We start from the raw sequence: 23,829 nt of genomic DNA on the forward strand, positions 1-23,829 counted from the left end.
CGCCCGAAATCGCCCGCCGCCGGACCTTCGCGATCATCGCGCACCCGGATGCGGGGAAAACCACGCTGACCGAAAAGTTCCTGCTGTTCGGCGGCGCGATCCAGATGGCGGGTCAGGTGCGGGCCAAGGGCGAGGCGCGGCGCACGCGGTCGGATTTCATCAAGATGGAACAGGATCGCGGCATCTCGGTCTCGGCCTCGGCGATGAGCTTTGACTACCGCGAGTTCCGCTTCAATCTGGTCGATACGCCCGGCCACAGCGATTTTTCGGAAGACACCTATCGCACACTGACGGCAGTGGATGCGGCGATCATGGTGATCGACGGCGCCAAAGGTGTGGAAAGCCAGACCCGCAAGCTGTTCGAGGTCTGCCGTTTGCGCGACCTGCCGATCCTGACCTTCTGTAACAAGATGGACCGCGAGGCACGCGATACGTTCGAGATCATCGACGAGATTCAGGAAAACCTGGCCATCGACGTGGCACCGGCAAGCTGGCCCATCGGCTCGGGGCGCGAGTTTCTGGGCTGCTACGACATCCTGAACGACCGGCTGGAACTGATGGACCGCGCCGACCGTAACCGCGTCGCCGAAACCATCGAGATCAAGGGGCTGGACGATCCGAAACTGGCGCAGCACGTCCCGGCCGGGATGCTGGCGCAATTGCGCGAAGAGCTGGAAATGGCGCGCGAGCTCTTGCCCGCTTTCGACCGCAAGGCGTTTCTGGAAGGCCATATGACGCCGATCTGGTTCGGCTCTGCCATCAACTCATTCGGGGTGAAGGAACTGATGGATGGCATCGGCAATTACGGCCCGGAGCCGCAGCCGCAGCCCACCGCCAGCCGCAAGGTCGCGCCCGAGGAAACGCCGGTGACCGGCGTGGTGTTCAAGGTGCAGGCCAATATGGACCCCAAGCACCGCGACCGCGTGGCCTTCATCCGCCTCGCCTCCGGCCATTTCGAACGGGGCATGAAGCTGCTGCATGTGCGGTCGAAAAAGCCGATGGCGGTGTCGAATCCGGTGCTGTTCCTCGCTGCCGACCGCGAACTGGCGGAAGAGGCCTGGGCCGGTGACATCATCGGCATTCCGAACCACGGGCAGCTTCGCATCGGCGACGCGCTGACCGAGGGCGAGGATCTGCGCTTTACCGGCATCCCGTCGTTCGCGCCGGAACTGCTGCGCGGGGTGCGGGCCGCCGATCCGATGAAGGCCAAGCATCTGGAAAAGGCGCTGATGCAATTCGCCGAGGAAGGCGCCGCGAAGGTGTTCAAGCCGATGATCGGCTCGGGCTTCATCGTGGGCGTGGTGGGCGCGCTGCAATTCGACGTGCTGGCCAGCCGAATCGAGCAGGAATATGCGCTGCCAGTGCGGTTCGAGGCGTCGCAATTCACCTCCGCCCGCTGGGTGGCGGGTCCGAAGGCGGAAATGGACAAGTTCCTCAACGTGAACAAGGGCCATATCGCCCATGACCACGACGGCGACGTGGTTTACCTGACCCGCCTGCAATGGGACATTGATCGCATCCAGCGCGATTACCCCGAGCTGAAGCTGACCGCGACGAAAGAAATGCTGGCGTGACGCGGCAAAACCGCGTCTTGCCAACGGGCGAGATCGCGGCAGTGCCGTTTCGCGGCGCATGGATGGGCAATCGCGGGATATTGCACGATGCAGCGGGCCAGCCTGGCCCGGCGCGCTGGCGGCACAAGAACTGGATCTGCTGCAAGCTGGCCTTCAAGGGCCGCAAGCGCCCGCTCATGGCGCCTCATAGCTATACCGAACTGTTCTTCTATGACGAGCCGCAGGCGCTGGCTGCTGGTCACCGCCCCTGCGCCGAATGCCGCCGCGAGGATTACAACCGCTTTCGCGGGATCTGGGAACGGTTGTTCGGCCCGGCGGATGCGAAAGCCATCGACGCGGCCCTGCACAAGGCCCGGCTGGCCGGACGCCCGGCGCAGCAATGCCGCCATCAGGCACCCTCACCCGACCTGCCTGACGGCGCCATGATCCTGACCGAAGACCAGCCCGCCCTGATATGGCAAGGCGTCTTGCATCCCTGGACGCCCGACCACGGCTATGGCCCTGCCCGGCCCGTGCCAGATGGCCCTGCAACCGTGCTGACACCTGCCCCGCTGGTCGCCATACTGGCAGCAGGCTACCGGCCCCTCCCGCATCCCGGCCTGACCGGAGTGTGACCGGAGCCGCCCTTGCGGCCCCTGCCCAATCGCGCCAGACTGGCCGCGTCCGACAGGAGGTTCCATGTCCGCCCCCCGTGCCTTTCTGGTTGCCACTGCGAAGAACGAAGGCCCCTTCATTCTTGAATGGGTCGCCCATCACATGGAAGTCGGCTTCACCGACATCGTGATCTACCAGAACGATTCCGACGATCTGACGCAGGACATCCTGACGGCACTGCAAAAGCTGGGTGCCATCCGGTATTTCGACAACAGCGCCGCCGCGCGCGGCACCCATCAGGTGCGGGCCTATATCCGCGCTTCACGCCTGAAATCCTACGCCGAGGCCGATTTTGCCATGGCTCTGGATCTTGACGAGTTTCTGGTGATCAAGACCGGCAACGGGCGGCTGGAGGATTTCGTGGCGGCCAGCCCGCCCTTCGACGTGGCACAGATCAACTGGCGGCTGTTCGGCAATTCCGGCAAGCGGCTGCAAAGCTTCCGCATGCAGACCGAACGCTTCACCATGGCCGATTATGTGATGGCCGACGACGAACGGTTCAACGCCTATAAATGTCTGTTCCGCCCGAAATATTTTGAACGCCCGGGCGTCCACCGCCCCAATCCCCGCGAGGGCGTGGATGAAGACGCGTTGCGTGTCGTCAACGGTTCGGGGCTGGTGCCGGGGCAATATCAGATCAAGAATTACAACTCCACCGATCCGGGTGGACAAAGCCTTGCGCAGATCAACCATTACATCGTGCGCGATCTGGATACGTTCATGGTCAAGACCCGCAGGGGCTCCGCCCATCAAGATGACCGCGAGGTCGGGCTGAAATACTGGGCGCTGCGCAACAAGAACTATGTCGAGGATGACAGCATGGCGCCCTGGCGGGCGCGGCTGGTGGATCGGTTCAACGCCCTGAACGATGCGACCTATGACCGGCTGAAGCGGTTGCGGCGCCAGTCGGTCGCCATCCACAAGCGGAAGTTCGAAGAGGTCATGGAAGACCCCGAGGCGCGCCAGCTGCGCCGCGAATGCATGAAATTCGAAGGCAATATCCCCCTGCTGGGCAGTTACAAGGATGTGCTGGAACATGGCGGGCCAACTTGACGACGGATCAAATTTCCGGTAGGGGGCGGAAGGCAAAGTATGCCATGACGCCGGGGCGCCCGGACAAGCAGCGTCCCTCCACCTCCCCGCGGGCCGATCCCGCTGTGACAGGACGTTGATGACCAAGTTCTCCGATCTCGCGCTCGATCCGCGCGTTTTGCAAGCCGTCGCCGAAGCCGGCTATGAAACTCCCACCCCGATTCAGGCGCAGGCCATTCCGCCCGCCCTTGAAGGCCGCGACGTGCTGGGCATCGCCCAGACCGGCACCGGCAAGACAGCGAGCTTCTCGCTGCCGATGATCACGCTGCTGGGTCAGGGCCGCGCCCGCGCCCGGATGCCGCGCAGCCTCGTGCTGTGCCCGACGCGTGAACTGGCGGCGCAGGTGGCCGAAAACTTTGACACCTATGCCAAGCATACCAAGCTGACCAAGGCGCTGTTGATTGGCGGCGTGGCCTTCGGCGAACAGGACAAGCTGATCGACCGCGGCGTGGACGTGCTGATCGCCACCCCTGGCCGTCTGCTGGACCATTTCGAACGCGGCAAGCTTCTGCTGACCGGCGTGCAGATCATGGTGGTGGACGAGGCCGACCGGATGCTGGACATGGGGTTCATTCCCGATATCGAACGCATCTTCAATCTGACGCCCTTCACCCGGCAGACCTTCTTCTTCTCGGCCACCATGGCGCCCGAGATCGAGCGGATCACCAAGACCTTCCTGTCGAACCCGGTGAAGATCGAAGTGGCGCGGCAATCGACCACCTCGGAAACCATCGAACAGGCGCTGGTGCAGTTCACGCCCAGCCGCAAGGACCGCAGCTTTGCCGAAAAGCGCGCCGTCCTGCGCGCCCTGATCCGGGCCGAGGGTGAGAGCTGCACCAATGCCATCATCTTCTGCAATCGCAAGATGGATGTGGATGTGGTCGCCAAGTCGCTGAAATCGCATGGGTTCAACGCGGCCCCGATCCATGGCGACCTGGACCAGTCGCAGCGCATGAAAACGCTGGATGGCTTCCGCGACGGGTCTCTGCAACTGCTGGTCGCCTCGGATGTGGCGGCGCGCGGGCTGGATATTCCATCGGTCAGCCATGTGTTCAACTTCGACCTGCCCTCGCATCCCGAGGATTACGTCCACCGCATCGGCCGTACCGGCCGCGCCGGGCGCAAGGGCAAGGCGTTCTCGATTGCCACGCCGCATGACGAGAAATACCTGACCAATATCGAATCGCTGGTGAAGCAGGAAATCCCGCGCGGCAGCCTGCCCGAGGGCTTTACCCTGCCCGAACCGCGCGAGCGGGATGACCGCCGCAAGGATGACCGCCGCCGCGACGACCGTGGCCCGAAGGGCAAGGGGCCGAAGCCGCAGCGCGAGGCCACTCCGCGTGAGGCATCGCCGCGCGAACCCGAGGTGGTGGAAGACCGCAAGCCCGCAAGCCCGGCGCCCGCCCCTGCCCCAGCGCAGGTCCATACCCATGGCACCGGGCATCATCACCATCACCATCACCACCGCGAGGACCGTCGCGACGACCGCCGCCGCAATGACCGCGACGACCGTGTTGTCGGTATGGGCGATCATGTGCCGGACTTCCTGATGCGCAGCTTCAAGCTGAAGGAACGCCCCGCAGACGAGACGGCAGAGCCGCAGGTGGAAGACGCCACCGCAGAATAAGAAAGGGGCGCCGCGCGGCGCCCCTTTTCATTTCCGGTCTGGCAGCGCCTGTCATTCCTCTGACAGGCGGCTGACCACAACGGTGACCTCGGGCTTCTTGCCGATCTCCTCGACCGCGACCTGACGCACGATCCGACGGATCGCCTCTTCGGTCTTTTCATCGTCGCGCATGATCTTGGGTGGCGCGGTTTCAAGGAACTGCGTCAGCTCCGCCTCCATCGCCTCGGCCAACGGCTGCCCGCGCTTGCCGGTTTCCGGCAGGCCCATCAGTTCCACCCAGGCCTCGCCCAGCGGCTCGTTCTGTTCATCCAGGATGACGTTGACCATGGCATGCCCGTTCAGCGCCATGCGGATGCGGTTGCGCACCACGCCATCCATCGCACCGATCAGCACCGATCCATCCAGATAAAGCCGCCCGGTCTCGATATATTCCGCGACCTCGGGGGCATCACCGCTCAGATCCAGCATCATGCCATTGGTGGCAATCTCACCGGCGATACCGCGCGCCTCCGCCAGTTTCACATGCTCGCGCAGGTGGCGGTGTTCCCCATGCATCGGCACCAGCATCTGCGGATGCAGGACTTCATGCATCTTTTCCAGATCCGGGCGGTTGGCATGGCCCGAAACGTGGTAGCGCCCGCCCGTATCATCCACCACATCGACGCCCATTTCCGAGAAGCTGTTCATGATGCGCAGCACATCACGTTCGTTCCCCGGAATGGTTTTGGACGAAAAGAGGAACATGTCGCCCTCTTTCAGCTCCAGGCCCAGATACTTGCCGCGCGACAGCTGCGCCGTCGCCGCACGCCGCTCGCCCTGACTGCCGGTGACGATCAGCATGAGGTTCTGGCGCGAGACTTCCGTGGCCTGTTCCGACGGGATGATGGTCGGGAAATCGGTCAGCACGCCGGTTTCCTGTGCCACCTTGACCATGCGTTGCATCGCGCGGCCCAGCAGACAGACAGACCGGCCCGCTGCCCGCCCGGCCTCAGCCAGCGTTTTTAGCCGCGCGACGTTCGACGCGAAGGTCGTCGCCACAACCATGCCACCCGCATTGGCAATCAGGCCATGGATCGGATCGGCCAGCGTCGCCTCCGACCGGCCCGGCGCAGGCGAGAAGATGTTGGTGGAATCGCACATCAGCGCCTTCACCGGCACTTCGTCGGCAATGGCGCGGAACGCGGCTTCGTTCCAGCCCTCGCCAACGATGGGGGTCGGGTCCAGCTTGAAGTCGCCCGAATGCACCAGCCGCCCTGCGGGCGTGTCGATCACCAGCGCCGAGCTTTCGGGGATCGAATGGGCGATAGGCACGAACTGCACGCGGAACGGCCCGGCCTCGACCACCGCGGGGCGCGGCTCGACCGTATGGATCACATCCAGCGGATGGCCCTGTTCCTCGAACTTCAGGCGACCAATTGCAGCAGTGAAGCGCCGGGCATAGACCCGCTTCTTCAGCTTGGGCCAAAGATGCCCCAGCGCGCCGATGTGATCCTCATGCGCATGGGTGATAAAGATCGCCTCGATCCGGTCGGCACGCGCCTCCAGCCAGGCGATATCGGGCATGATCAGATCGACGCCCGGTGTGGTGTCCATGTCCGGGAAGGTCACGCCCAGATCGACGACGATCAGCCGCTCACGCCCTTCCGGCCCATAGCCGTAGACATAGCAGTTCATCCCGATTTCGCCGGCACCGCCGAGGGGCAGATAGATCAGGCGGTTCTTCACGCTCATGCGGTTTCCAGTTCCTTGTTATGGCGGTGGATGAGAACGAGCCCATGCATGGTCAGATCGTCCTCCACCGAATCGAACAGGTCGGTGCCCTGCTGAAAGAGAGGTGCAAGCCCCCCCGTGGCAATCACTTTCATCGGCCGGTCACGTTCGGCGCGGATCTGCCGGACGATGCCTTCGGCCAGACCGATATACCCCCAATACACGCCCGACTGCATGCAGGCCACAGTATTCGTGCCGATGGCCGTTGCCGGTTTGGTGACATCCACATGCGGCAGGGCGGCGGCGGCCATATGCAGGGCCTCAAGGCTCAGGTTCACACCCGGCGCGATGACCCCGCCGATATAGGCGCCATCGGTATCCACCACGTCGAAAGTGGTTGCGGTGCCGAAATCCACCACGATCAGATTACCGCCATGACGGTCAAAGCCCGCCACGGTATTCACCAGCCGGTCCGGCCCCACCGTGGTGCCCTGATCGACGCGCGGCGCCACCGGCAGCGCGCATTCCGGCTTGCCCACCACCAGAGGGCGGCAATCGAAATAACGGTTGCAAAGCACGCGCAGGTTGAACACCACGCGCGGCACGGTGGATGAGATGATGGCCTCGTCAATCTGCGCCTCGGTCTTCGTCAGCATCATCAGCGAAGACAGCCAGACGAAGTATTCATCCGCCGTGCGCTTATGATCGGTGGCGATGCGCCAGGTGGCGATGAACTCGCGCCCGTCCCAGATCGAGAACACCGTATTGGTATTGCCGCAGTCGATGGCCAGAAGCATGGCTGGTGCCTTTCAGAAAAAGACCTCGGCGGCGGGGATCGCCTCCCGCCGTCCGTCGATGTTCAGGACCAGCGCACCGCTGTCGTCGATTGTCTCGAAAATCCCGTGCCGTTCGGTCGTGCCGGTGCGCGCACGGATGCGCTCGCCGCGCCGCGCAGCCCGGTCCAGCCACGCGGCGCGGATGGGCCCGAAGCCCTCGGCCTGAAAGCGGGTTTCCCACAGCGCGAAGGCCGCAGCCAGATGGGTCAGAAACCGTTCGGGTGTGATGCGCAGGCCGGTCTCCGCCAGCAGGCTGACCGGCGTCACGGCACCGGGTTCCACCGCCTCAACCGGCGGAGCGCCGATCAGGTTGACGCCGATGCCGATGATCAGATGACTGACACGCCCGCCTGCCCCGCCGCTTTCCAGCAGGATACCCGCCAGCTTGCCGCCATTCAGCAGCACGTCATTGGGCCATTTCAGCGCGAAGGCACCGGGCAGATCGGTCAGCCCTGCACAGGCGTCATACAGCGCCAGCGCCGCGATGAAGCTGCGCAGCGCCGCCGTTTCGGGCCGCCCCTCGGGGCGCATCACCAGACTGCCGTAGAAATTGCCACGCGGGCTGGACCAGGGCCGCCCGCGCCGCCCGCGTCCCGCTGTCTGCTCTCCCGCAATGACCCATGCCGGACCTGTCAGGCCCGGCACGAGGGAAAGCGCATAAGCATTGGTGCTGTCGACCGTATCGAGGGCATGGCGCGCCACGCCCTCGGGCCAGACCGGGTCCGCGTTACCGGACAAGGGCTTCGGCCGCCACGGCCGCCGCAGGGTCGATCCCGAACAGGTTGACCGCTCCGACCAGCATGATCAGAGCCGCCGCCACGAAAGCGATCCACTGCGGCGCGCTCATCCGGCTTTCAACGGTTTCGCCGTCCTTCCCGAAGAACATGAAGTAGACGATGCGCAGGTAATAGAAGGCCCCGATGGCCGAAGCCACGGCGCTGGCCACCACAAGCCAGGTCAGCCCCGCCGAAAGCGCCGCCTGCCACACCGCAAACTTCGCGAAGAAGCCGACGAAGGGCGGCACACCCGCCAGGCTGAACATCAGCGCAAGCACGGCATAGGCTTTCATGGGTTCACGCTTCACGAACATGTTCAGCGCCGCGATATCGGTCACCGGCTTGCCGTCACGCTCCAGCGACAGGATGAAGGCGAAGGTGCCGATGTTCATGGTGACGTAGATCGCCATGTAGATCAGCATGGCCTGCACCCCGGCCGCCGTGCCCGCCGCGAGGCCAAGCAGCGCATAGCCCATATGCGCGATCGACGAATAGGCCATCAGGCGCTTCAGGTCGCGCTGGCCAATGGCCGCGATGGCACCGACGAACATCGACAAGAGCGACATCACCGCGATGACCTGCTGCCAGTCGCCCGGAATGGCACCGAAGGCGTCATAGGCCAGACGGGCCAGCAGCGCCATGGCGGCAACCTTCGGCGCTGTCGCAAAGAAGGCCGTCACCGGGGTCGGCGCGCCTTCATAAACGTCCGGCGTCCACATGTGGAAGGGCGCGGCGGAAACCTTGAAGGCCAGACCCGACAGCATGAACACCAGACCGAACAGCAGGCCCAGCGGGATCTCGCCACCCAGCGTCGACAGGATGCCCGAGAACAGCGTGGTGCCGGCAAAGCCATAGGTCAGCGAGGCGCCGTACAGCAGCAGGCCCGAGCTCAGCGCGCCAAGGACGAAGTATTTCAGGCCCGCCTCGGTGGATTTGGCACTGTCACGGCGCAGGGCCGCGATGACGTAAAGCGCCAGCGACTGAAGCTCCAGCCCTAGATACAGCGCCATCAGGTCGCCCGCCGAAACCATCATCATCATGCCGACCACCGACAGGGAAACGAGGATCGGATATTCAAACCGCGCGAGATCGCGACGGCTCATGTAGTCGAAGCTCGTCACCAGAACGGCGGCGGCCGACAGCAGGATGGTGATTTTCGCATAGCGGGCAAAGGGATCGTCGTTGAACATGCCGCCAAAGGCGGTGCGTGCGCCCTCGCCGTTGGTGCCGATCCAGAAGGCAAGAACGAGGAAAACCCCCGCCGTCACCCAGGTGATCAGGCCCGCAGCCTTGTCCTTGGTGGTGTAGACCCCGAACAGAAGCGCCGCCATGGCGTAGATCGAAAGTGCGACCTCGGGCAGGAGGATGTTGAAATCGGTGCCGGTCATGGGCGGGCCCTCAGTGCGAAGCCGCTTCCGCCACGTCGGCAGACGCAGGCAGGGCAGCATGGTAGTCGGAAACCAGCGTCTCGACCGAGGGACCGATGATATCGGTCACCAGCGACGGATAGACGCCGAGGAGAAGGGTCATCACCACCAGCGGCGCGAAGATCGCGCGCTCGCGGCCATTCATGTCGGTGATCGACTTCAGCGCCTCTTTGATCAGGTCGCCGAACACGACCCGACGGTAGAGGTAAAGCGCATAGGCCGCCGAGAAGATCACGCCGGAGGTGGCGACCACGGCCACCCAGGTATTGACCTGGAAGATGCCCATGAGCGTCAGGAACTCGCCGATGAACCCGCTGGTGCCGGGAAGACCCACATTGGCCATGGTGAAGAACATGAAGATCAGTGCATAGGCGGGCATGCGGATCACAAGGCCGCCATAGGCGTCGATCTCGCGGGTATGCATGCGGTCATAGATCACGCCGACGCAAAGAAACAGCGCGCCCGAGATGAAGCCGTGGCTCAGCATCTGGAAGATGGCGCCGTCGATCCCCTGCTGATTGGCCGCGAAGATGCCCATGGTGACATAGCCCATGTGTGCGACCGAGGAATAGGCGATCAGCTTCTTCATGTCGCTTTGCGCCAGCGCCACCAGCGAGGTGTAGACGATGGCGATGGCCGACATCCACAGCACGAGGCCCGACATCACGTCGGCGCCCACCGGGAACATCGGCAGCGAGAAGCGCAGGAAGCCGTAGCCGCCCATCTTCAGCAGGATCGCCGCCAGAACCACGGAACCGGCAGTCGGCGCCTGAACGTGGGCGTCGGGCAGCCAGGTGTGCACCGGCCACATCGGCATCTTCACCGCGAAGCTGGCGAAGAAGGCGAGGAACAGCAGCGTCTGCATGCCGCCCACGACGTGAATGCCCGCGATGTTCAGCGTGTCCGAGGCGAAAGTGTGGTTCAGCAGTTGCACCATGTCGGTGGTCCCTGCGTCGACATACATCGCCACCATCGCCACCAGCATCAGCACCGAGCCGAGGAAGGTATAGAGGAAGAATTTGAACGCCGCATAGATGCGGTCCTTGCCGCCCCAGATGCCGATGATCAGGAACATCGGGATCAGGCCCGCCTCGAAGAACAGGTAGAACAGCACCAGATCCAGTGCGCAGAACACGCCGAGCATCAGCGTTTCCAGCAGCAGGAAGGCAATCATGTATTCCTTGGTGCGATGTTCCACCGTCCAGCAGGCCGCGATGGTCAGCGGCATGAGGAAGGTCGTCAGCATGACGAACAGCACCGAGATGCCATCGACGCCCATCTTGTATTTCAGGCCGAGGATCCAGTCGTATTCCTCGACGAACTGCATGCCGGTATTGGCCGGGTCGAAGCCCGACAGGATGGTCAGCGACACGAGGAAAGTGGCGGTCGTCGCGACCAGCGCCACCCATTTGGCGTTGCGCTGCGCGGCGGCATCATTCCCGCGCAGGAACAGCGCCAGAATGGCAGCCGCTACAGCCGGAATGAAGGTGATGATGGAAAGGACGTTTTCCATTAGTGCGCGCCCCCCGAGAGCGACATCCAGGTGATCAGGGCAGCGATGCCCAGAACCATGGCGAATGCGTAGTGGAAGATATAGCCGGATTGCATCCGGTTCACGACACGGGTGAGCATCGGGATGAAGCCCATGGCCACGCCATTGATCGTGCCGTCAATCACCGCGCCGTCACCCTTCTTCCACAGGAAGTTGCCAAGCCAGCGGGCGGGCGCCACGAAGATCGCGGCGTAAAGCTCATCGAAATACCACTTGTTAAGCAGGAATTCGTAAAGCGGGCGCTGCGCCGTCGCCAGACGCCGCGGCAGATCGGGCCGACGGATGTAGAAAATCCAGGCGACGAAGAAGCCAAGCAGCATGGCGATGAAGGGCGAAACCTTCACCCAGGTCGGCGCCTCATGCGCCGCGTGGATGACATGGTTTTCGGCGCCAAGGAAGATCGCACCTTTCGGGGCGCTCGCCACGGCATGACCTTCGGTTGCCTGCTCTCCGGCAGCCGGGGCCGCATGGCCTTCCGTCGCCCCGGTCGCGGCAGCCTGGTCGCCCTCACCTTCCGTAGTGGCATGCCCGGTGTCGGCGGCCACATGCTCCATGGCCGGTTCCATGCCGAACCACGACCGCATCTTCGCCTCATCCCCGAAGAAGCTGTTGTACCACAGCATCCCCGAGAAGGCCGCCCCCAGCGCCAGAACGCCCAGCGGGATCAGCATGACAACAGGGCTTTCATGCGGCTCGTGGTGATGGTCATCATGGCCGTGGCCATGCCCGTGACCATGCGCCCGGCTTTCGCCGTAGAAGGTCAGGAACATCAGCCGCCACGAATAGAACGAGGTGAAGCAGGCCGCGACGACCAGCATCCAGAAGGCATACTGGCTGCCGACCCAGGCGCTTTCGATCACCGCGTCTTTCGACAGGAAGCCCGCGAAGCCGATATGGGTCAGCGGGATGCCGACGCCGGTGATGGCCAGCGTGCCGATCATCATGGCCCAGAAGGTGAGCGGGATCTTCTTGCGCAGGCCACCGTAGTTGCGCATGTCCTGCTCATGGTGCGTCGCGTGGATCACCGAACCGGCACCGAGGAACAGCATGGCTTTGAAGAAGGCATGCGTAAACAGATGGAACATCGCCACCGAATAGACGCCCACGCCCGCAGCCACGAACATGTAGCCAAGCTGCGACATGGTGGAATAGGCGATGACGCGCTTGATGTCGTTCTGCACCAGACCGATGGTCGCCGCGACGAAAGCGGTGGTCGCCCCCAGAACGGTGATGAACGCCAGCGCCTGGGGCGCATATTCATAGATCGGCGACATCCGGCAGACGAGGAACACCCCCGCCGTCACCATGGTCGCGGCGTGGATCAGCGCCGACACCGGGGTCGGGCCTTCCATCGCGTCGGGCAGCCAGGTGTGCAGGCCGAGCTGCGCCGATTTACCCATGGCACCGATGAACAGCAGCACGCCGATCAGGTTGGCCGCGTTCCATTCGGTCCAGAGGAAAGTCAGGTTGGTCTGCGCCAGTTGCGGCCCCGCTGCGAACACGTCGTCGAAACGGATCGAGTCGGTCAGGAAGAACAGCGCCATGATCCCCAGCGCGAAGCCGAAGTCGCCGACGCGGTTCACGATGAAAGCCTTCATCGCCGCCGCATTGGCCGAAGGCTTGCGGTAGTAGAAGCCGATCAGCAGGTAGGAGGCCACGCCCACGCCTTCCCAGCCGAAGAACATCTGGACCAGGTTGTCCGATGTCACCAGCGTCAGCATGGCGAAGGTGAAGAACGACAGATAGGCGAAGAAGCGCGCCTTGTAATGCTCGCCCTCCTTCCAGTTGTCGTCATGCGCCATGTAGCCGAAGGAATAGAGGTGGACGAGCGCAGAAACCGAGTTCACCACGACCAGCATGATGGCGGTCAGCCGGTCAAGCCGGATCGCCCATTCCGTTGCCAGCGAACCGCTTTCGATCCAGCGCATCAGCACGATGTGTTGCGTCTCGCCGTCGAAACCAAGGAAGATGATCCAGGACAGCAGCGCCGCAAGGAACACCAGCGAAGTGGTGATGACCTGACCAGCCGTTTCACCGATGAATCGCCAGCCGAAGCCGCAGATCAGGGCCCCGACAAGGGGCGCGAGGAGAATGATCGTGGCCATTCGTTCAGCCTTTCATCACGTTGGCGTCTTCGACGTCGATGGTGCCGCGCGTGCGGAAGAAGCTCACCAGGATCGCAAGGCCGATGGCCGCCTCGGCGGCGGCGACGGTCAGCACGAACATGGTGAAGACCTGCCCCACCAGATCGCCCAGGAAGCTGGAAAAGGCGACGAGGTTGATGTTGACCGACAGAAGCATCAGTTCGATCGACATCAGGATGACGATGACATTCTTCCGGTTGAGGAAGATGCCGAAGATGCCAATGACGAACAGCGCCGCCGCCACCGTCAGGTAATGTTCAAGTCCTACCATTCTCGTCCCTCCGGGTGTGTGCCCGTAATTGTTCCGCTTGCGGGACAGACCCGCGATCAGGGCGCATCATTGTGCGCCCCTCTGAATTGTCAGAGCCCCTGCCTCGGCTTCACGTCCTTCAGCTCCATCGCCTTGGCCGGGTCGCGCCACATCTGGTGCAGCACGTTCTGGCGCTTCACGTCCTTGCGGTGGCGCAGCGTCAGGGTGATGGCGCCGATCATGGCGACCAGCAGCACGAGGCCCGAGGCCTGGAAGAGGTAGATGTATTTGTCGTAGATCAGCAGACCCAGGGCCTTGGTGTTCTGCACATCCTCGATGGCCGGGGCCACCGCCTGACGCAGACCCAGCGCGCCTTCGGCCTGTGTCCAGGCAGCATAGGCCATGCCGAATTGCAGGATGATGATGACCCCGATCAGAAGCGCCAGCGGCATGGTGCGCGCCATCTCGCCCTTCAGTTCCGCGAAATCGACGTCCAGCATCATCACGACGAAGAGGAACAGCACCGCCACCGCACCGACGTAAACGATGATCAGCAGCATCGCCACAAACTCCGCCCCCAGCAGGACGAACAGCCCCGCCGACGACAGGAAGGTCAGGATCAGCCACAGAACCGAATGCACGGGGTTGCGCGATACGGTGACCATGAGGCCCGCCGCCACCGTCACCACGGCGAAGCAATAGAAGGCAATATCCGCAACGCTCATGCGTTCTTCTCCTCGGTTTCCGCAAAAACCGCCTGAGCCATCTCAAGCGCCTTCTGCATGGCGGGCAGCCCGCCGAACATGCTCATCTGCCAGATCACTTCCGCGATCTCGCGTTTGGTCGCGCCCGCCTCAAGCGCATGCCGGATCGCCAGCTTCAGCTGCGCCTCCGCATGGGCACCCAGAACGGTCAGCGCGGCGATGGTGACCAGAAGCCGGGTCTTGGCATCCAGCCCCTCGCGGTTGAACGTGCGGCCGAACCACATCTCCATCATGTCTTTGGTCATGGTGGGGATGTAATTTTCGAACCCTTTCACCGACATGTTTTCCAAGGACGGGTTGAAGGCACGGACCATCTCCTGCCCCTGCTCCATCATCGTCTTGAAAAGTTTGGTGAAATCATCGTTCATGGGGATTACCGATAGGGCGCGTCGATTTCGAGATTGCGGGCAATCTCGGCTTCCCAGCGGGCGCCGTTGTCCAGAAGCTTTGCCTTGTCGTAGTAAAGCTCCTCGCGGGTCTCGGTCGAGAATTCGAAATTCGGCCCCTCGACGATGGCATCCACCGGGCAGGCTTCCTGACAGAAGCCGCAGTAGATGCATTTCGTCATGTCGATGTCATAGCGCGTGGTGCGGCGGCTGCCATCTTCGCGTGGTTCCGCGTCGATGGTGATGGCCTGCGCCGGGCAGATCGCCTCGCACAGCTTGCAGGCGATGCAGCGTTCCTCGCCGTTCGGATACCGGCGCAGCGCGTGTTCGCCCCGGAAGCGCGGCGACAGCGGCCCCTTTTCATGCGGGTAGTTCAGCGTCGATTTCGGCGCGAAGAAATACCGCAGGCCCAGACCGAAGCCCTTGATGAAATCCACCAGCAGGAAATATTTCGCTGCCCGGTTGAAGTCGATTGCGCGCGTTTCGCCCATCTCAGCCCCCGATGGTCCAGCGTGCCCAGAGGCCGCCCAGAACTTCGTATTTTGCAAGGAATGCCACGATCACCACCCAGGCGAGCGACAGCGGCAGGAAGACTTTCCAGCCAATCCGCATCAGCTGGTCATAGCGGTAGCGCGGCACGATGGCCTTCACCATGGCGAACATGAAGAAGAAGAAGGCCATCTTGGCGACCATCCACAGCGCGCCATCCGGCAGGCCCGGAATGGGCGACAGCCAGCCGCCGAAGAACAGCAGCGAAATCAGCGCGCACATCAGGAAGATGGCGATATATTCGCCCGCCATGAACAGAAGGAACGGGGTTGCCGAATATTCGACCTGGTAGCCGGCCACCAGCTCGGATTCCGCTTCGGGCAGGTCGAAGGGCGGGCGGTTGGTTTCGGCCAGCGCCGAGATGAAGAACAGCGCCACCATCGGCAGATGCGGCAGCCAGTACCAGCCGAACAGGCCCCAGCCGGTATCCTGCGCCCGCACGATGTCACCGAAGTTCATCGAGCCGGTCGAGATGATGATACCGATGATGATCAGACCCAGCGACACTTCGTAGGAAATCATCTGCGCGGCCGACCGCAGCGAGCCGAGGAACGGGTATTTGGAGTTAGAGGCCCAGCCACCCATGATCACGCCATAAACCTCCAGCGAGGAAATGGCGAAGACATAAAGGATGGCCACGTTGATGTCCGACAGCACCCAGCCATCCGAGAACGGCACCACCGCCCAGGCGATCATCGCCAGAACGAAGGACAGCATCGGCGCAAGGAAGAACACCGGACGGTCGGCACCCGCGGGCACCACGACCTCTTTCACCACATATTTCAGGGCGTCGGCCACCGATTGCAGCAGGCCAAAGGCGCCCACCACGTTCGGGCCCCGCCGCATCTGGACGGCCGCCCAGATCTTGCGGTCGCCATAGACGAGGAACAACAAGGAGATCATCACGAAGGCGATGACCAGAAGACATTGCGCCGCGATCAGCAGCGCCGTCCCCAGACCTGTTTGCAGAAATTCAGCCATTTGCCTCTGGTCCCTCAGCCCAAGTCTTTTTCATACCGTCGGTATCCCCTGCGCGCCGCAATCGCGCACCGTTACCTCGGCGTCGATCGTCCGCAACCCGCGGGGCAGCGCGGCCGAGATCACATAGACCGCATCGCCGCGCCAGTTGTTTCCATCCTGTGCCACCGTGGTGCGCACATGCCGCGCGAACCCGAAACCCCGGATCAGCGCATATTGGGCCGCCGCACAGCGCGCATAGGCCTCGACATCCCCGTCATTCCGTGCGCCGGTCATGGCGACACGGAAATTGACCAGATCCCCGTCAAGCAGGATCGTCTCGATCCGCTCATACCGGGCAGAAGGCGGCGGCGCGTCGGCGCTGTCCCCTGCGCAGCCCGAAAGCACCGCCGCGGCGGTCGTCAGGCCAAGCAGGGAGGCGGCGGCGCGCATCCGGTTATTCCGCCGCCAGCGGCGCGTCGGTGCGCGCGGCAGCCATCGCCTGCAACTCGCCCATCAGGCTCGATGCACGGGCGATCGGGTTGGTCAGGTAGTAATCCTTCACCACCAGACCGAAAGGCGCATTCCCCAGCGCCGCACGCGGCAGCGCCACGCCTTCGTTGCTGGCCAGTTCGTCGATCCGGCCCAGATGCGGATGCGCCGCCACGATGCGCGAGCGCAGCTCGGCCAAGCTGTCCCAACCCAAGGTCGAGCCGATCTCGGCCGACAGCGCCCGCAGGATCGCCCAGTTTTCCTTGGCCTCGCCCGGCGCAAACCCGGCCCGCATCGCCAGTTGCGGACGGCCTTCGGTGTTCACGAACAAGCCGTTTTCTTCCGTGTAGGCGGCGCCCGGCAGGATGATGTCGGCGCGATGCGCCCCGCGATCCCCATGGCTGCCCTGATAGATCACGAAGGCACCGGCCTCGATCTCCACCTCATCGGCGCCAAGGTTATAGATCACCTCGGCCCCTTCGGTCGCGCCTTTCAGCCCGCCCTCGGTGGTGCAGCCCACATCCATCGCGCCCACGCGGGCAGCGGCGGTATGCAGGACCAGCAGCTTCGCGCCGGTGGTGGCGCAATAGGCCTGCGCCTCGGCCAGAACGGCGGCGCCATCGGCCTCAACCAGCGCGCCCTGCCCGACGATCACAAGCGCGGGCTTGTCGGAGGCCGAAGCCTTGCCCACCAGCGCGGTCAGCGCGTTCCGGTCGGTGCCGAGATGCGCGTAATCATAGGTCAGATCGACCGCGCGGCCGATCAGCGCCACATCGGCACCCCGCGCCCAGGCCTTGCGGATCCGGGCATTCAGAACAGGCGCCTCGTTGCGCGGGTCGGTGCCGATCAGCAGGATCGTTTGCGCCGCGTCGATATCCTCGATGGCGGCAGTGCCGACATAAGCCGCGCGGTTGCCTGCCGGAAGTTTCGCGCCATCGGTGCGGCATTCAACCGCGCCGCCCAGCGATTCCACGAGCGTTTTCAGGCTGTAAGCAGCCTCGACCGGCACCAGATCACCCACGATGCCGGTCACCTTGCGGCCCTTCATGGCAGCAGCGGCAGCGGCCAGCGCCTCGCCCCAGCTTGCCTTCCGCAGGCGGCCGTTTTCCCGGATGTAGGGCGTATCAAGCCGCTGGCGGCGCAGGCCGTCCCAGATGAAGCGGCTCTTGTCAGCCAGCCATTCCTCGTTCACGCCGTCATGGTTGCGCGGGATGATGCGCATCACCTCGCGCCCCTTGGTGTCGACCCGGATATTCGACCCCAGCGCATCCATCACGTCGATGCTTTCGGTCTTGGTCAACTCCCACGGGCGGGCGGTGAAGGCATAGGGCTTCGAGGTCAGCGCGCCGACCGGGCAAAGGTCGATGATATTGCCCTGAAGGTTGGAAGCCAGCGTTTCATTCAGATAGCTGGTGATCTCGCTGTCCTCGCCGCGCCCCGTCTGGCCCATCTGGGTGATGCCCGCGACCTCGGTGGTGAAGCGGACGCAGCGGGTGCAGGAGATGCAGCGCGTCATCTCGGTCTTGACCAGCGGGCCAAGGTTCAGGTTCTCGGAGGCGCGCTTCGGCTCGCGGTAGCGGCTGAAATCCACGCCATAGGCCATGGCCTGATCTTGCAGGTCGCATTCGCCGCCCTGATCGCAGATCGGACAGTCAAGCGGGTGGTTGATGAGCAGGAACTCCATCACCCCCTCGCGGGCCTTCTTCACCATGGGCGAGTTGGTCTTGACGACCGGCGGCTCGCCATTCGGCCCGGGGCGCAGGTCGCGCACCTGCATCGCGCAAGAGGCGGCGGGCTTCGGCGGGCCGCCGACAACCTCGACCAGACACATCCGGCAGTTGCCCGCGATGGACAGACGCTCGTGGTAGCAGAAGCGCGGAATCTCGATCCCCGCGACCTCGGCCGCCTGAATGATCGTCATCGCGGCGTCAACCTCGACCTCGATACCGTCGATGATGATTTTCTTGAGGTTGCTCACGTCAGATCTCCACTTGATCACGGGAGTTATTGAGAACAGGCCATTTTAGCATGGCCAGTATGGCAAGCGGTGCGATGCAGCCAAGAAGCAGAAAGATATTTCGCGCGATCTGGACCGCGATGAAGCTGCCGGGGGGGACCACTTTGAAAAGCACCCAGAGGGGGGGCCACAGATCATCGTTCATGGCGTGATGGACTATGGTTTCCATCATCAACGGGAAGACCAAACCACCCAACACCATCGACACCGGCGAAACGAGAGCCAAGCCGAGTAGCGCACCACGAACACCGGCACGGCGCAGAAGCAGGAATGTCAGAGCCGGGTTTATCACAAGAAAGGCAAAAGCAACCACCGGCGGATAAAGGTGCATCAGGGCATGCTGAAAGCTCATGCGCAGCCCCCCTCGAATTCCCATGCGCCAGCGGCGTAACCACCCACGGCCTGCGGCTGGAAGCGCCCGCCGGCCTGTGTGCAGGCCTGCGCAGCCACGTCCTTGGCACGTTTACCCTGATCCATCGCGAAGGGCGCCACGCGCACCGTCGCACCCGAAACCGGCTGCGCGCCTGCGCGCGTCAGCGTCTTGCCTGCCCGGCCCGCGCCGATCTGCGCCTGATATTCCGCCCCCTCCTGCATCACCGCATAGGTGCCCCCCTTCACGGAGGCCCCCTGCGGCGCGGGCGCAGCGACGCAGGCCGAAAGGCCCGCTGCCAAGCCCGAAAGGAGGATGGGGGTCAGGTTCATCCGCACAGCCCCTTCCAGAAACCGGCATCCCCTTGGCACGTCCCAAGGAAGACCCATTCCTCGTCGGTATGCGCCAGCGCCTTGACCGGCATAGCGCGTCCATTCAGATACGGGCAAATCGTCAGGTCAGCCGCCAAGGTGGCGGAAGGTGCCGCCTGCTTTTCAGACCACAGATCCTTCGGGCGCACATGCATGACAAAACTGCGGTTGGCTGCGTCATGCTCCGACAGGGTGATGACACCCTTCGGCCCGGCCCCTTTTGCATCAAGCTCAAGCCGCCCGAGGTCGACCTGACGGCCGCCGCAATCCACCAGCCATTGCTCCGCCATGGCGGGACAGGCCGCAAGCAGCCCTGCCGTCATCGCAATGTAATGGGGGAATACGCGGTTCATCAGGCTCACTCCGCCGCCATCGCGCCCATGCGGCCGGTCTTCTTGGCCTTGATGCGGTCCTCGATTTCCTCGCGGTAATGCCGGATCAGGCCCTGGATCGGCCAGGCCGCCGCATCGCCAAGCGCACAGATCGTGTGGCCTTCCACCTGCTTGGTCACGCTCAGCAGCATGTCGATTTCCTCGACCTCGGCCTCGCCGCGCACCAGACGGTCCATCACCCGCATCATCCAGCCGGTGCCTTCGCGGCAGGGCGTGCACTGGCCGCAGCTTTCATGCTTGAAGAACTTCGCCAGCCGCCAGATCGCCTTCACGATGTCGGTCTGCTGATCCATCACGATCATGCAGGCGGTGCCGAACGACGATTGCAGCGCGCGCATCCCGTCGTAATCCATGATCGCGTCTTCGCATTTGTCGGCCGGGATCACCGGGCAGGAAGCCCCGCCGGGGATGACAGCCTTCAGGTTCTTCCAGCCGCCGCGAACACCACCGCCATGCTTCTCGATCAGTTCGCGCATCGGGATCGACATGGTTTCTTCGATCACGCAGGGCGTGTTCACATGGCCGGACATGGCAAACAGCTTGACGCCCGCGTTGTTCGGACGGCCGAAGCTGGCAAACCAGGCGGCTCCCCGACGCAGGATGGTCGGCGCGACGGCGATGGATTCGACGTTGTTCACCGTGGTCGGGCAGCCATAAAGGCCGGACCCTGCCGGGAACGGCGGCTTCATCCGGGGCATGCCCTTCTTGCCTTCAAGGCTTTCCAGCAGCGCGGTTTCCTCGCCGCAGATATAGGCCCCTGCCCCGTGATGCAGGTAGACATCGAAATCATAGCCCGACTTGCAGGCGTTCTTGCCGATCAGACCCGCGTCGTAGCATTCGTCGATGGCGGCTTGCAGCGCCTCTTTCTCGCGGATGTATTCGCCCCGGATGTAGATATAGGCGGCAACCGCCCCCATAGCGAAACCGGCGACCAGACAGCCCTCGAGCAGCGTATGCGGATCGTGGCGCATGATCTCGCGGTCCTTGCAGGTCGCGGGTTCGGATTCGTCGGCGTTCACCACCAGATAGGACGGGCGGCCATCCGATTGCTTCGGCATGAAGGACCATTTCATGCCGGTCGGGAAGCCCGCGCCCCCCCGGCCACGCAGACCGGAGTCCTTCATGATCTGGATGATGCCGTCACGGCCAAGCGCCAGCAGATCGGCGGTCTTGTCCCAGTGGCCGCGCGCCATGGCCCCTTTCAGGCTGCGGTCGTGCATCCCGTAGAGGTTGGTGAAGATCCGGTCCTGATCCTTCAGCATCTTGTGCCCTCAATTTCCCCGGTTGACGGCTTTGTGCCGCCGCCAGATCTGGTAAGTGACGACCAGCGCCCAGAAGAACGCGGCCAGTGCGGCGAGGTCGAAAAGGAAGGCATAGCGGGCTTCCAGCCCCACCTGCCCGCCAACCCATTGCGCCCCCATCCACAACAGCATGGTCCCCGCGATCACGAAGGCAACCAGACGCGAGTCACGCGCCAGCCGCTTCTGTTCGGGGGTAGGGGTCGTCATCGCCAGCTCCTCAGTAATCGTTGGTCTTGGCGCGTTCGAGGAAGGCGTCCATCCCCTCGGTCACGATGATCTTCGCCTGATTGACCCATTTGTCGCGGGTCACACGCCCACGGAAGCCCTTCAGATTGCTGTCCATCCACGCGATTTCGGCTTCGCCCCATTGGGCGATCTGGTCAAAGTGGAAGATGCCAAGCTCATGGCACAGCTTTTCCAGCGCCGGTCCGATACCCTCGATCTTTTTCAGATCGTCAGCCTGGCCATCGCGCGCCGCCGTCAGGCCCTTCGGCTGCGTACCTTCCGGCGCCGCAGTCGTTTCAGGCTTGGCGGTCAGCACTTCGGCAGTGGCCTGGTCGATGCCACGCGCGGCGGGCGCCGGGGCTTCCTCGGTCACAGCCGGGGCTTCCGCCGCAGGCTTCTGACGCCAGGGTGTCAGGATCGGAACTTCGGTGCCGTCGATCCGCTTCACCGTATCGCCGACTTTCACTGCACGATCCACCGAGGCGTTATACTGCGTGCGACCGCTGTCATATTCCTTCAGCGAGGTCAGCCCGGTCGCCGGTTCCGACGAATAGCGCCCGGTTTGCGAACCCGGCACCGGCACCTCACCCTTCGAGAAACGGGCGATCATCTCGCGCAGCTTCTCGGCGCTCAGATCCTCGTAATAGTCCTTGCCGATCTGCGCCATCGGCGCATTGGCACAAGCCCCGAGGCATTCGACCTCTTCCCACGAGAACTTGCCATCCGCCGACAGCGTGTGCGGCGTCGGGGCGATCAGTTCCTTGCAGACCGCGATCAGTTCTTCCGCGCCGCAGATCATGCAGGACGTCGTGCCGCAAATCTGAATATTCGCAACAGTGCCAACGGGTTGAAGCTGGAACATGAAGTAGAAGGTCGCCACTTCCAGCGCCCGGATATGCGCCATGCCCAGCAGGTCGGCCACATATTCGATGGCCGCGCGGGTCAGCCAGCCCTCCTGTTCCTGCGCGCGGAACAGCAGCGGGATGATGGCGCTGGCCTGACGACCCTCGGGATATTTGGAAATCTGCCCCTGCGCCCATTCCATGTTGGCGGGCGTGAAAGCAAAGGAAGCAGGCTGTTCTTTATGCAGACGGCGGAGCATTAGCGGTCGATCTCCCCGAACACGACATCCATCGTGCCGATGATGGCGGCCACATCGGCAAGCTGATGGCCCTTGGCGATGTAGTCCATGGATTGCAGGTGCGGATAGCCCGGCGCGCGCAGCTTGGCACGGTAAGGCTTGTTGGTGCCATCGGCCACCAGATACACACCGAATTCGCCCTTCGGCGCTTCGACGGCGGCATAGACCTCGCCCGCCGGGACGTGGAAACCTTCGGTGTAAAGCTTGAAGTGATGGATCAGGCTTTCCATCGAGGTCTTCATGTCACCACGCTTCGGCGGGGTCAGCTTGCCGCGCGCCAGAACGTCGGTCTTCGCTGCCGGTTCGCGCAGCTTGGCGATGGCCTGACGCATGATCTTCACGCTTTCGCGCATCTCTGCCATCCGGCAGAGATAGCGGTCATAGCAATCGCCGTTTTTGCCGACCGGGATCAGGAAGTCGAATTCGTCATAGCACTCATAGGGCTGCGCCCGCCGCAGATCCCAGGCGAGGCCCGAGCCGCGCACCATGACGCCGGAATAGCCCCAGTTCAGAATATCTTCCTCGCTCACCACACCGATATCGGCATTGCGCTGCTTGAAGATACGGTTCTCGGTCAGCAGACCGTCAATATCATCCAGAACCTTCGGGAAAGTCTCGGTCCAGGCTTCGATATCGTCGATCAGCGCGGGCGGCAGATCCTGATGGACACCACCGGGGCGGAAATAGGCGGCGTGCAGACGCGCGCCGCAGGCGCGTTCATAGAACACCATCAGCTTCTCGCGCTCTTCAAAGCCCCAGAGCGGCGGGGTCAGCGCCCCCACGTCCATCGCCTGCGTGGTGACGTTCAGCAGGTGGTTCAGGATGCGGCCGATTTCCGAATAAAGCACGCGGATCAGCGAGGCGCGACGCGGCACCACGGTGCCGGTCAGCTTTTCGATGGCCATGCACCAGGCATGTTCCTGGTTCATCGGCGCGACATAGTCCAGCCGGTCAAGATAGGGCAGGTTTTGCAGATAGGTCCGGCTTTCCATCAGCTTTTCGGTGCCACGGTGCAGCAGGCCGATATGCGGGTCGCAGCGTTCCACGATCTCGCCGTCCAGCTCCAGCACCAGGCGCAACACGCCGTGCGCCGCGGGGTGCTGCGGGCCGAAGTTGATGTTGAAGTTGCGGATCTTCTGTTCGCCCGTCAGCGCGTCGTCGAATTGTCCGTCCATCGTCTCACCTCATATCGACACGAGGGGCGCAGGCACAGCCGCACCCC

The 23,829-nt window shown here is 63.4% G+C and carries 24 protein-coding genes; 4 read left to right on the top strand and 20 right to left on the bottom strand.

What is annotated here, in order from left to right; genetic code table 11:
• From AO684_RS08310 to AO684_RS08325, 4 genes are all read left to right on the top strand, one after another.
• On the top strand, positions 1–1,574 hold a 1,574-nt coding region (locus AO684_RS08310; protein ID WP_054302287.1), incomplete at its 5' end, for a peptide chain release factor 3.
• Positions 1,571–2,188, top strand: coding sequence for a hypothetical protein (locus AO684_RS08315; RefSeq protein WP_054302288.1), 618 nt, complete (start codon positions 1,571–1,573; stop codon positions 2,186–2,188). The genes AO684_RS08310 and AO684_RS08315, both read left to right, overlap by 4 nt.
• A 64-nt stretch (positions 2,189–2,252) precedes the next feature.
• The gene (locus tag AO684_RS08320; RefSeq protein WP_054302289.1) at positions 2,253–3,281 is read left to right on the top strand and encodes a glycosyltransferase family 2 protein; all 1,029 of its coding nucleotides are present in this window, start codon (positions 2,253–2,255) and stop codon (positions 3,279–3,281) included.
• A 118-nt stretch (positions 3,282–3,399) separates the two neighbouring features.
• The gene (locus AO684_RS08325) at positions 3,400–4,947 is read left to right on the top strand and encodes a DEAD/DEAH box helicase (protein ID WP_054302290.1); all 1,548 of its coding nucleotides are present in this window, start codon (positions 3,400–3,402) and stop codon (positions 4,945–4,947) included.
• Positions 4,948–4,998: 51 nt separating this feature from the next.
• On the opposite strand, the gene AO684_RS08330 is transcribed toward AO684_RS08325, so the two are convergent.
• The 20 genes from AO684_RS08330 to AO684_RS08425 all read right to left on the bottom strand — a co-directional run bounded on the left by AO684_RS08330 (position 4,999) and on the right by AO684_RS08425 (position 23,782).
• Positions 4,999–6,678 carry a ribonuclease J gene (locus AO684_RS08330; RefSeq protein WP_054302291.1) on the bottom strand — a complete coding sequence of 560 codons (1,680 nt, stop codon included), beginning with the start codon at positions 6,676–6,678 and terminating at the stop codon, positions 4,999–5,001.
• Positions 6,675–7,454: a type III pantothenate kinase gene (locus tag AO684_RS08335; protein WP_054302292.1), complete on the bottom strand. Its 780-nt coding sequence runs from the start codon at positions 7,452–7,454 to the stop codon at positions 6,675–6,677. The genes AO684_RS08330 and AO684_RS08335 overlap by 4 nt, the downstream gene beginning before the upstream one ends.
• A gap of 12 nt (positions 7,455–7,466) precedes the next feature.
• Positions 7,467–8,195 (bottom strand): biotin--[acetyl-CoA-carboxylase] ligase, encoded by a 729-nt coding sequence (locus tag AO684_RS08340; RefSeq protein ID WP_369814583.1) that lies wholly within the window; start codon positions 8,193–8,195, stop codon positions 7,467–7,469.
• A gap of 25 nt (positions 8,196–8,220) precedes the next feature.
• Complete coding sequence (gene nuoN / locus AO684_RS08345) at positions 8,221–9,657, bottom strand: NADH-quinone oxidoreductase subunit NuoN (RefSeq protein WP_054302294.1); 1,437 nt, start codon at positions 9,655–9,657, stop codon at positions 8,221–8,223.
• A gap of 10 nt (positions 9,658–9,667) precedes the next feature.
• Positions 9,668–11,209, bottom strand: a complete 1,542-nt coding sequence (locus AO684_RS08350; RefSeq protein WP_054302295.1) for an NADH-quinone oxidoreductase subunit M — start codon at positions 11,207–11,209, stop codon at positions 9,668–9,670.
• Positions 11,209–13,353: an NADH-quinone oxidoreductase subunit L gene (gene nuoL, locus AO684_RS08355; RefSeq protein ID WP_054302296.1), complete on the bottom strand. Its 2,145-nt coding sequence runs from the start codon at positions 13,351–13,353 to the stop codon at positions 11,209–11,211. Before nuoL ends, AO684_RS08350 begins: the two co-directional genes overlap by 1 nt.
• A gap of 4 nt (positions 13,354–13,357) precedes the next feature.
• Positions 13,358–13,663, bottom strand: coding sequence for an NADH-quinone oxidoreductase subunit NuoK (gene nuoK, locus AO684_RS08360; RefSeq protein WP_054302297.1), 306 nt, complete (start codon positions 13,661–13,663; stop codon positions 13,358–13,360).
• Between the two features lie 89 nt (positions 13,664–13,752).
• Positions 13,753–14,367, bottom strand: coding sequence for an NADH-quinone oxidoreductase subunit J (locus AO684_RS08365; RefSeq protein ID WP_054302298.1), 615 nt, complete (start codon positions 14,365–14,367; stop codon positions 13,753–13,755).
• A complete protein-coding gene (locus tag AO684_RS08370) occupies positions 14,364–14,774 on the bottom strand; it encodes a carboxymuconolactone decarboxylase family protein (RefSeq protein ID WP_054302299.1) in 411 nt (136 codons plus the stop codon). Before AO684_RS08370 ends, AO684_RS08365 begins: the two co-directional genes overlap by 4 nt.
• 5 nt (positions 14,775–14,779) lie before the next feature.
• Positions 14,780–15,283 carry an NADH-quinone oxidoreductase subunit NuoI gene (nuoI, locus tag AO684_RS08375; RefSeq protein ID WP_054302300.1) on the bottom strand — a complete coding sequence of 168 codons (504 nt, stop codon included), beginning with the start codon at positions 15,281–15,283 and terminating at the stop codon, positions 14,780–14,782.
• Between the two features lies 1 nt (position 15,284).
• Entirely contained in the window at positions 15,285–16,322 is a 1,038-nt protein-coding gene (nuoH, locus tag AO684_RS08380) for an NADH-quinone oxidoreductase subunit NuoH (protein WP_054302301.1), read from the bottom strand.
• A gap of 30 nt (positions 16,323–16,352) precedes the next feature.
• Complete coding sequence (locus AO684_RS08385) at positions 16,353–16,751, bottom strand: hypothetical protein (RefSeq protein ID WP_054302302.1); 399 nt, start codon at positions 16,749–16,751, stop codon at positions 16,353–16,355.
• A 4-nt stretch (positions 16,752–16,755) separates the two neighbouring features.
• Positions 16,756–18,768, bottom strand: a complete 2,013-nt coding sequence (gene nuoG, locus AO684_RS08390; protein ID WP_054302303.1) for an NADH-quinone oxidoreductase subunit NuoG — start codon at positions 18,766–18,768, stop codon at positions 16,756–16,758.
• A gap of 1 nt (position 18,769) precedes the next feature.
• Positions 18,770–19,159, bottom strand: coding sequence for a hypothetical protein (locus AO684_RS08395; protein ID WP_054302304.1), 390 nt, complete (start codon positions 19,157–19,159; stop codon positions 18,770–18,772).
• Positions 19,156–19,509 carry a hypothetical protein gene (locus AO684_RS08400; protein ID WP_054302305.1) on the bottom strand — a complete coding sequence of 118 codons (354 nt, stop codon included), beginning with the start codon at positions 19,507–19,509 and terminating at the stop codon, positions 19,156–19,158. The genes AO684_RS08395 and AO684_RS08400 overlap by 4 nt, the downstream gene beginning before the upstream one ends.
• Positions 19,506–19,901: a hypothetical protein gene (locus tag AO684_RS08405; protein ID WP_054302306.1), complete on the bottom strand. Its 396-nt coding sequence runs from the start codon at positions 19,899–19,901 to the stop codon at positions 19,506–19,508. Before AO684_RS08405 ends, AO684_RS08400 begins: the two co-directional genes overlap by 4 nt.
• A 5-nt stretch (positions 19,902–19,906) precedes the next feature.
• Positions 19,907–21,202, bottom strand: coding sequence for an NADH-quinone oxidoreductase subunit NuoF (gene nuoF, locus AO684_RS08410; RefSeq protein ID WP_054302307.1), 1,296 nt, complete (start codon positions 21,200–21,202; stop codon positions 19,907–19,909).
• Positions 21,203–21,211: 9 nt separating this feature from the next.
• Positions 21,212–21,448: a DUF5337 domain-containing protein gene (locus AO684_RS08415; RefSeq protein WP_054302308.1), complete on the bottom strand. Its 237-nt coding sequence runs from the start codon at positions 21,446–21,448 to the stop codon at positions 21,212–21,214.
• Between the two features lie 10 nt (positions 21,449–21,458).
• A complete protein-coding gene (nuoE, locus tag AO684_RS08420; RefSeq protein WP_054302309.1) occupies positions 21,459–22,568 on the bottom strand; it encodes an NADH-quinone oxidoreductase subunit NuoE in 1,110 nt (369 codons plus the stop codon).
• Positions 22,568–23,782: an NADH-quinone oxidoreductase subunit D gene (locus AO684_RS08425; protein ID WP_054302310.1), complete on the bottom strand. Its 1,215-nt coding sequence runs from the start codon at positions 23,780–23,782 to the stop codon at positions 22,568–22,570. The genes nuoE and AO684_RS08425 overlap by 1 nt, the downstream gene beginning before the upstream one ends.
• Positions 23,783–23,829: the final 47 nt, after the last annotated feature.

The sequence above is a fragment of the Gemmobacter sp. LW-1 genome, from assembly GCF_001303875.1.
GTDB lineage: Bacteria > Pseudomonadota > Alphaproteobacteria > Rhodobacterales > Rhodobacteraceae > Gemmobacter > Gemmobacter caeni.

Bases quoted from the DNA above. Each gene is read 5' to 3' on its own strand.
- nuoN (WP_054302294.1), bottom strand. From the start codon at position 9,657: ATGACCGGCACCGATTTCAACATCCTCCTGCCCGAGGTCGCACTTTCG.
- nuoE (WP_054302309.1), bottom strand. From the start codon at position 22,568: ATGCTCCGCCGTCTGCATAAAGAACAGCCTGCTTCCTTTGCTTTCACG.
- AO684_RS08330 (WP_054302291.1), bottom strand. From the start codon at position 6,678: ATGAGCGTGAAGAACCGCCTGATCTATCTGCCCCTCGGCGGTGCCGGC.
- AO684_RS08370 (WP_054302299.1), bottom strand. From the start codon at position 14,774: ATGAACGATGATTTCACCAAACTTTTCAAGACGATGATGGAGCAGGGG.
- AO684_RS08425 (WP_054302310.1), bottom strand. From the start codon at position 23,782: ATGGACGGACAATTCGACGACGCGCTGACGGGCGAACAGAAGATCCGC.
- AO684_RS08395 (WP_054302304.1), bottom strand. From the start codon at position 19,159: ATGAGCTTTCAGCATGCCCTGATGCACCTTTATCCGCCGGTGGTTGCT.
- nuoI (WP_054302300.1), bottom strand. From the start codon at position 15,283: ATGGGCGAAACGCGCGCAATCGACTTCAACCGGGCAGCGAAATATTTC.
- AO684_RS08325 (WP_054302290.1), top strand. From the start codon at position 3,400: ATGACCAAGTTCTCCGATCTCGCGCTCGATCCGCGCGTTTTGCAAGCC.
- AO684_RS08350 (WP_054302295.1), bottom strand. From the start codon at position 11,209: ATGGAAAACGTCCTTTCCATCATCACCTTCATTCCGGCTGTAGCGGCT.
- nuoF (WP_054302307.1), bottom strand. From the start codon at position 21,202: ATGCTGAAGGATCAGGACCGGATCTTCACCAACCTCTACGGGATGCAC.
- nuoL (WP_054302296.1), bottom strand. From the start codon at position 13,353: ATGGCCACGATCATTCTCCTCGCGCCCCTTGTCGGGGCCCTGATCTGC.
- AO684_RS08415 (WP_054302308.1), bottom strand. From the start codon at position 21,448: ATGACGACCCCTACCCCCGAACAGAAGCGGCTGGCGCGTGACTCGCGT.
- nuoH (WP_054302301.1), bottom strand. From the start codon at position 16,322: ATGGCTGAATTTCTGCAAACAGGTCTGGGGACGGCGCTGCTGATCGCG.
- AO684_RS08320 (WP_054302289.1), top strand. From the start codon at position 2,253: ATGTCCGCCCCCCGTGCCTTTCTGGTTGCCACTGCGAAGAACGAAGGC.
- AO684_RS08405 (WP_054302306.1), bottom strand. From the start codon at position 19,901: ATGAACCGCGTATTCCCCCATTACATTGCGATGACGGCAGGGCTGCTT.
- AO684_RS08335 (WP_054302292.1), bottom strand. From the start codon at position 7,454: ATGCTTCTGGCCATCGACTGCGGCAATACCAATACGGTGTTCTCGATC.
- AO684_RS08400 (WP_054302305.1), bottom strand. From the start codon at position 19,509: ATGAACCTGACCCCCATCCTCCTTTCGGGCTTGGCAGCGGGCCTTTCG.
- AO684_RS08365 (WP_054302298.1), bottom strand. From the start codon at position 14,367: ATGAGCGTTGCGGATATTGCCTTCTATTGCTTCGCCGTGGTGACGGTG.
- AO684_RS08385 (WP_054302302.1), bottom strand. From the start codon at position 16,751: ATGCGCGCCGCCGCCTCCCTGCTTGGCCTGACGACCGCCGCGGCGGTG.
- nuoK (WP_054302297.1), bottom strand. From the start codon at position 13,663: ATGGTAGGACTTGAACATTACCTGACGGTGGCGGCGGCGCTGTTCGTC.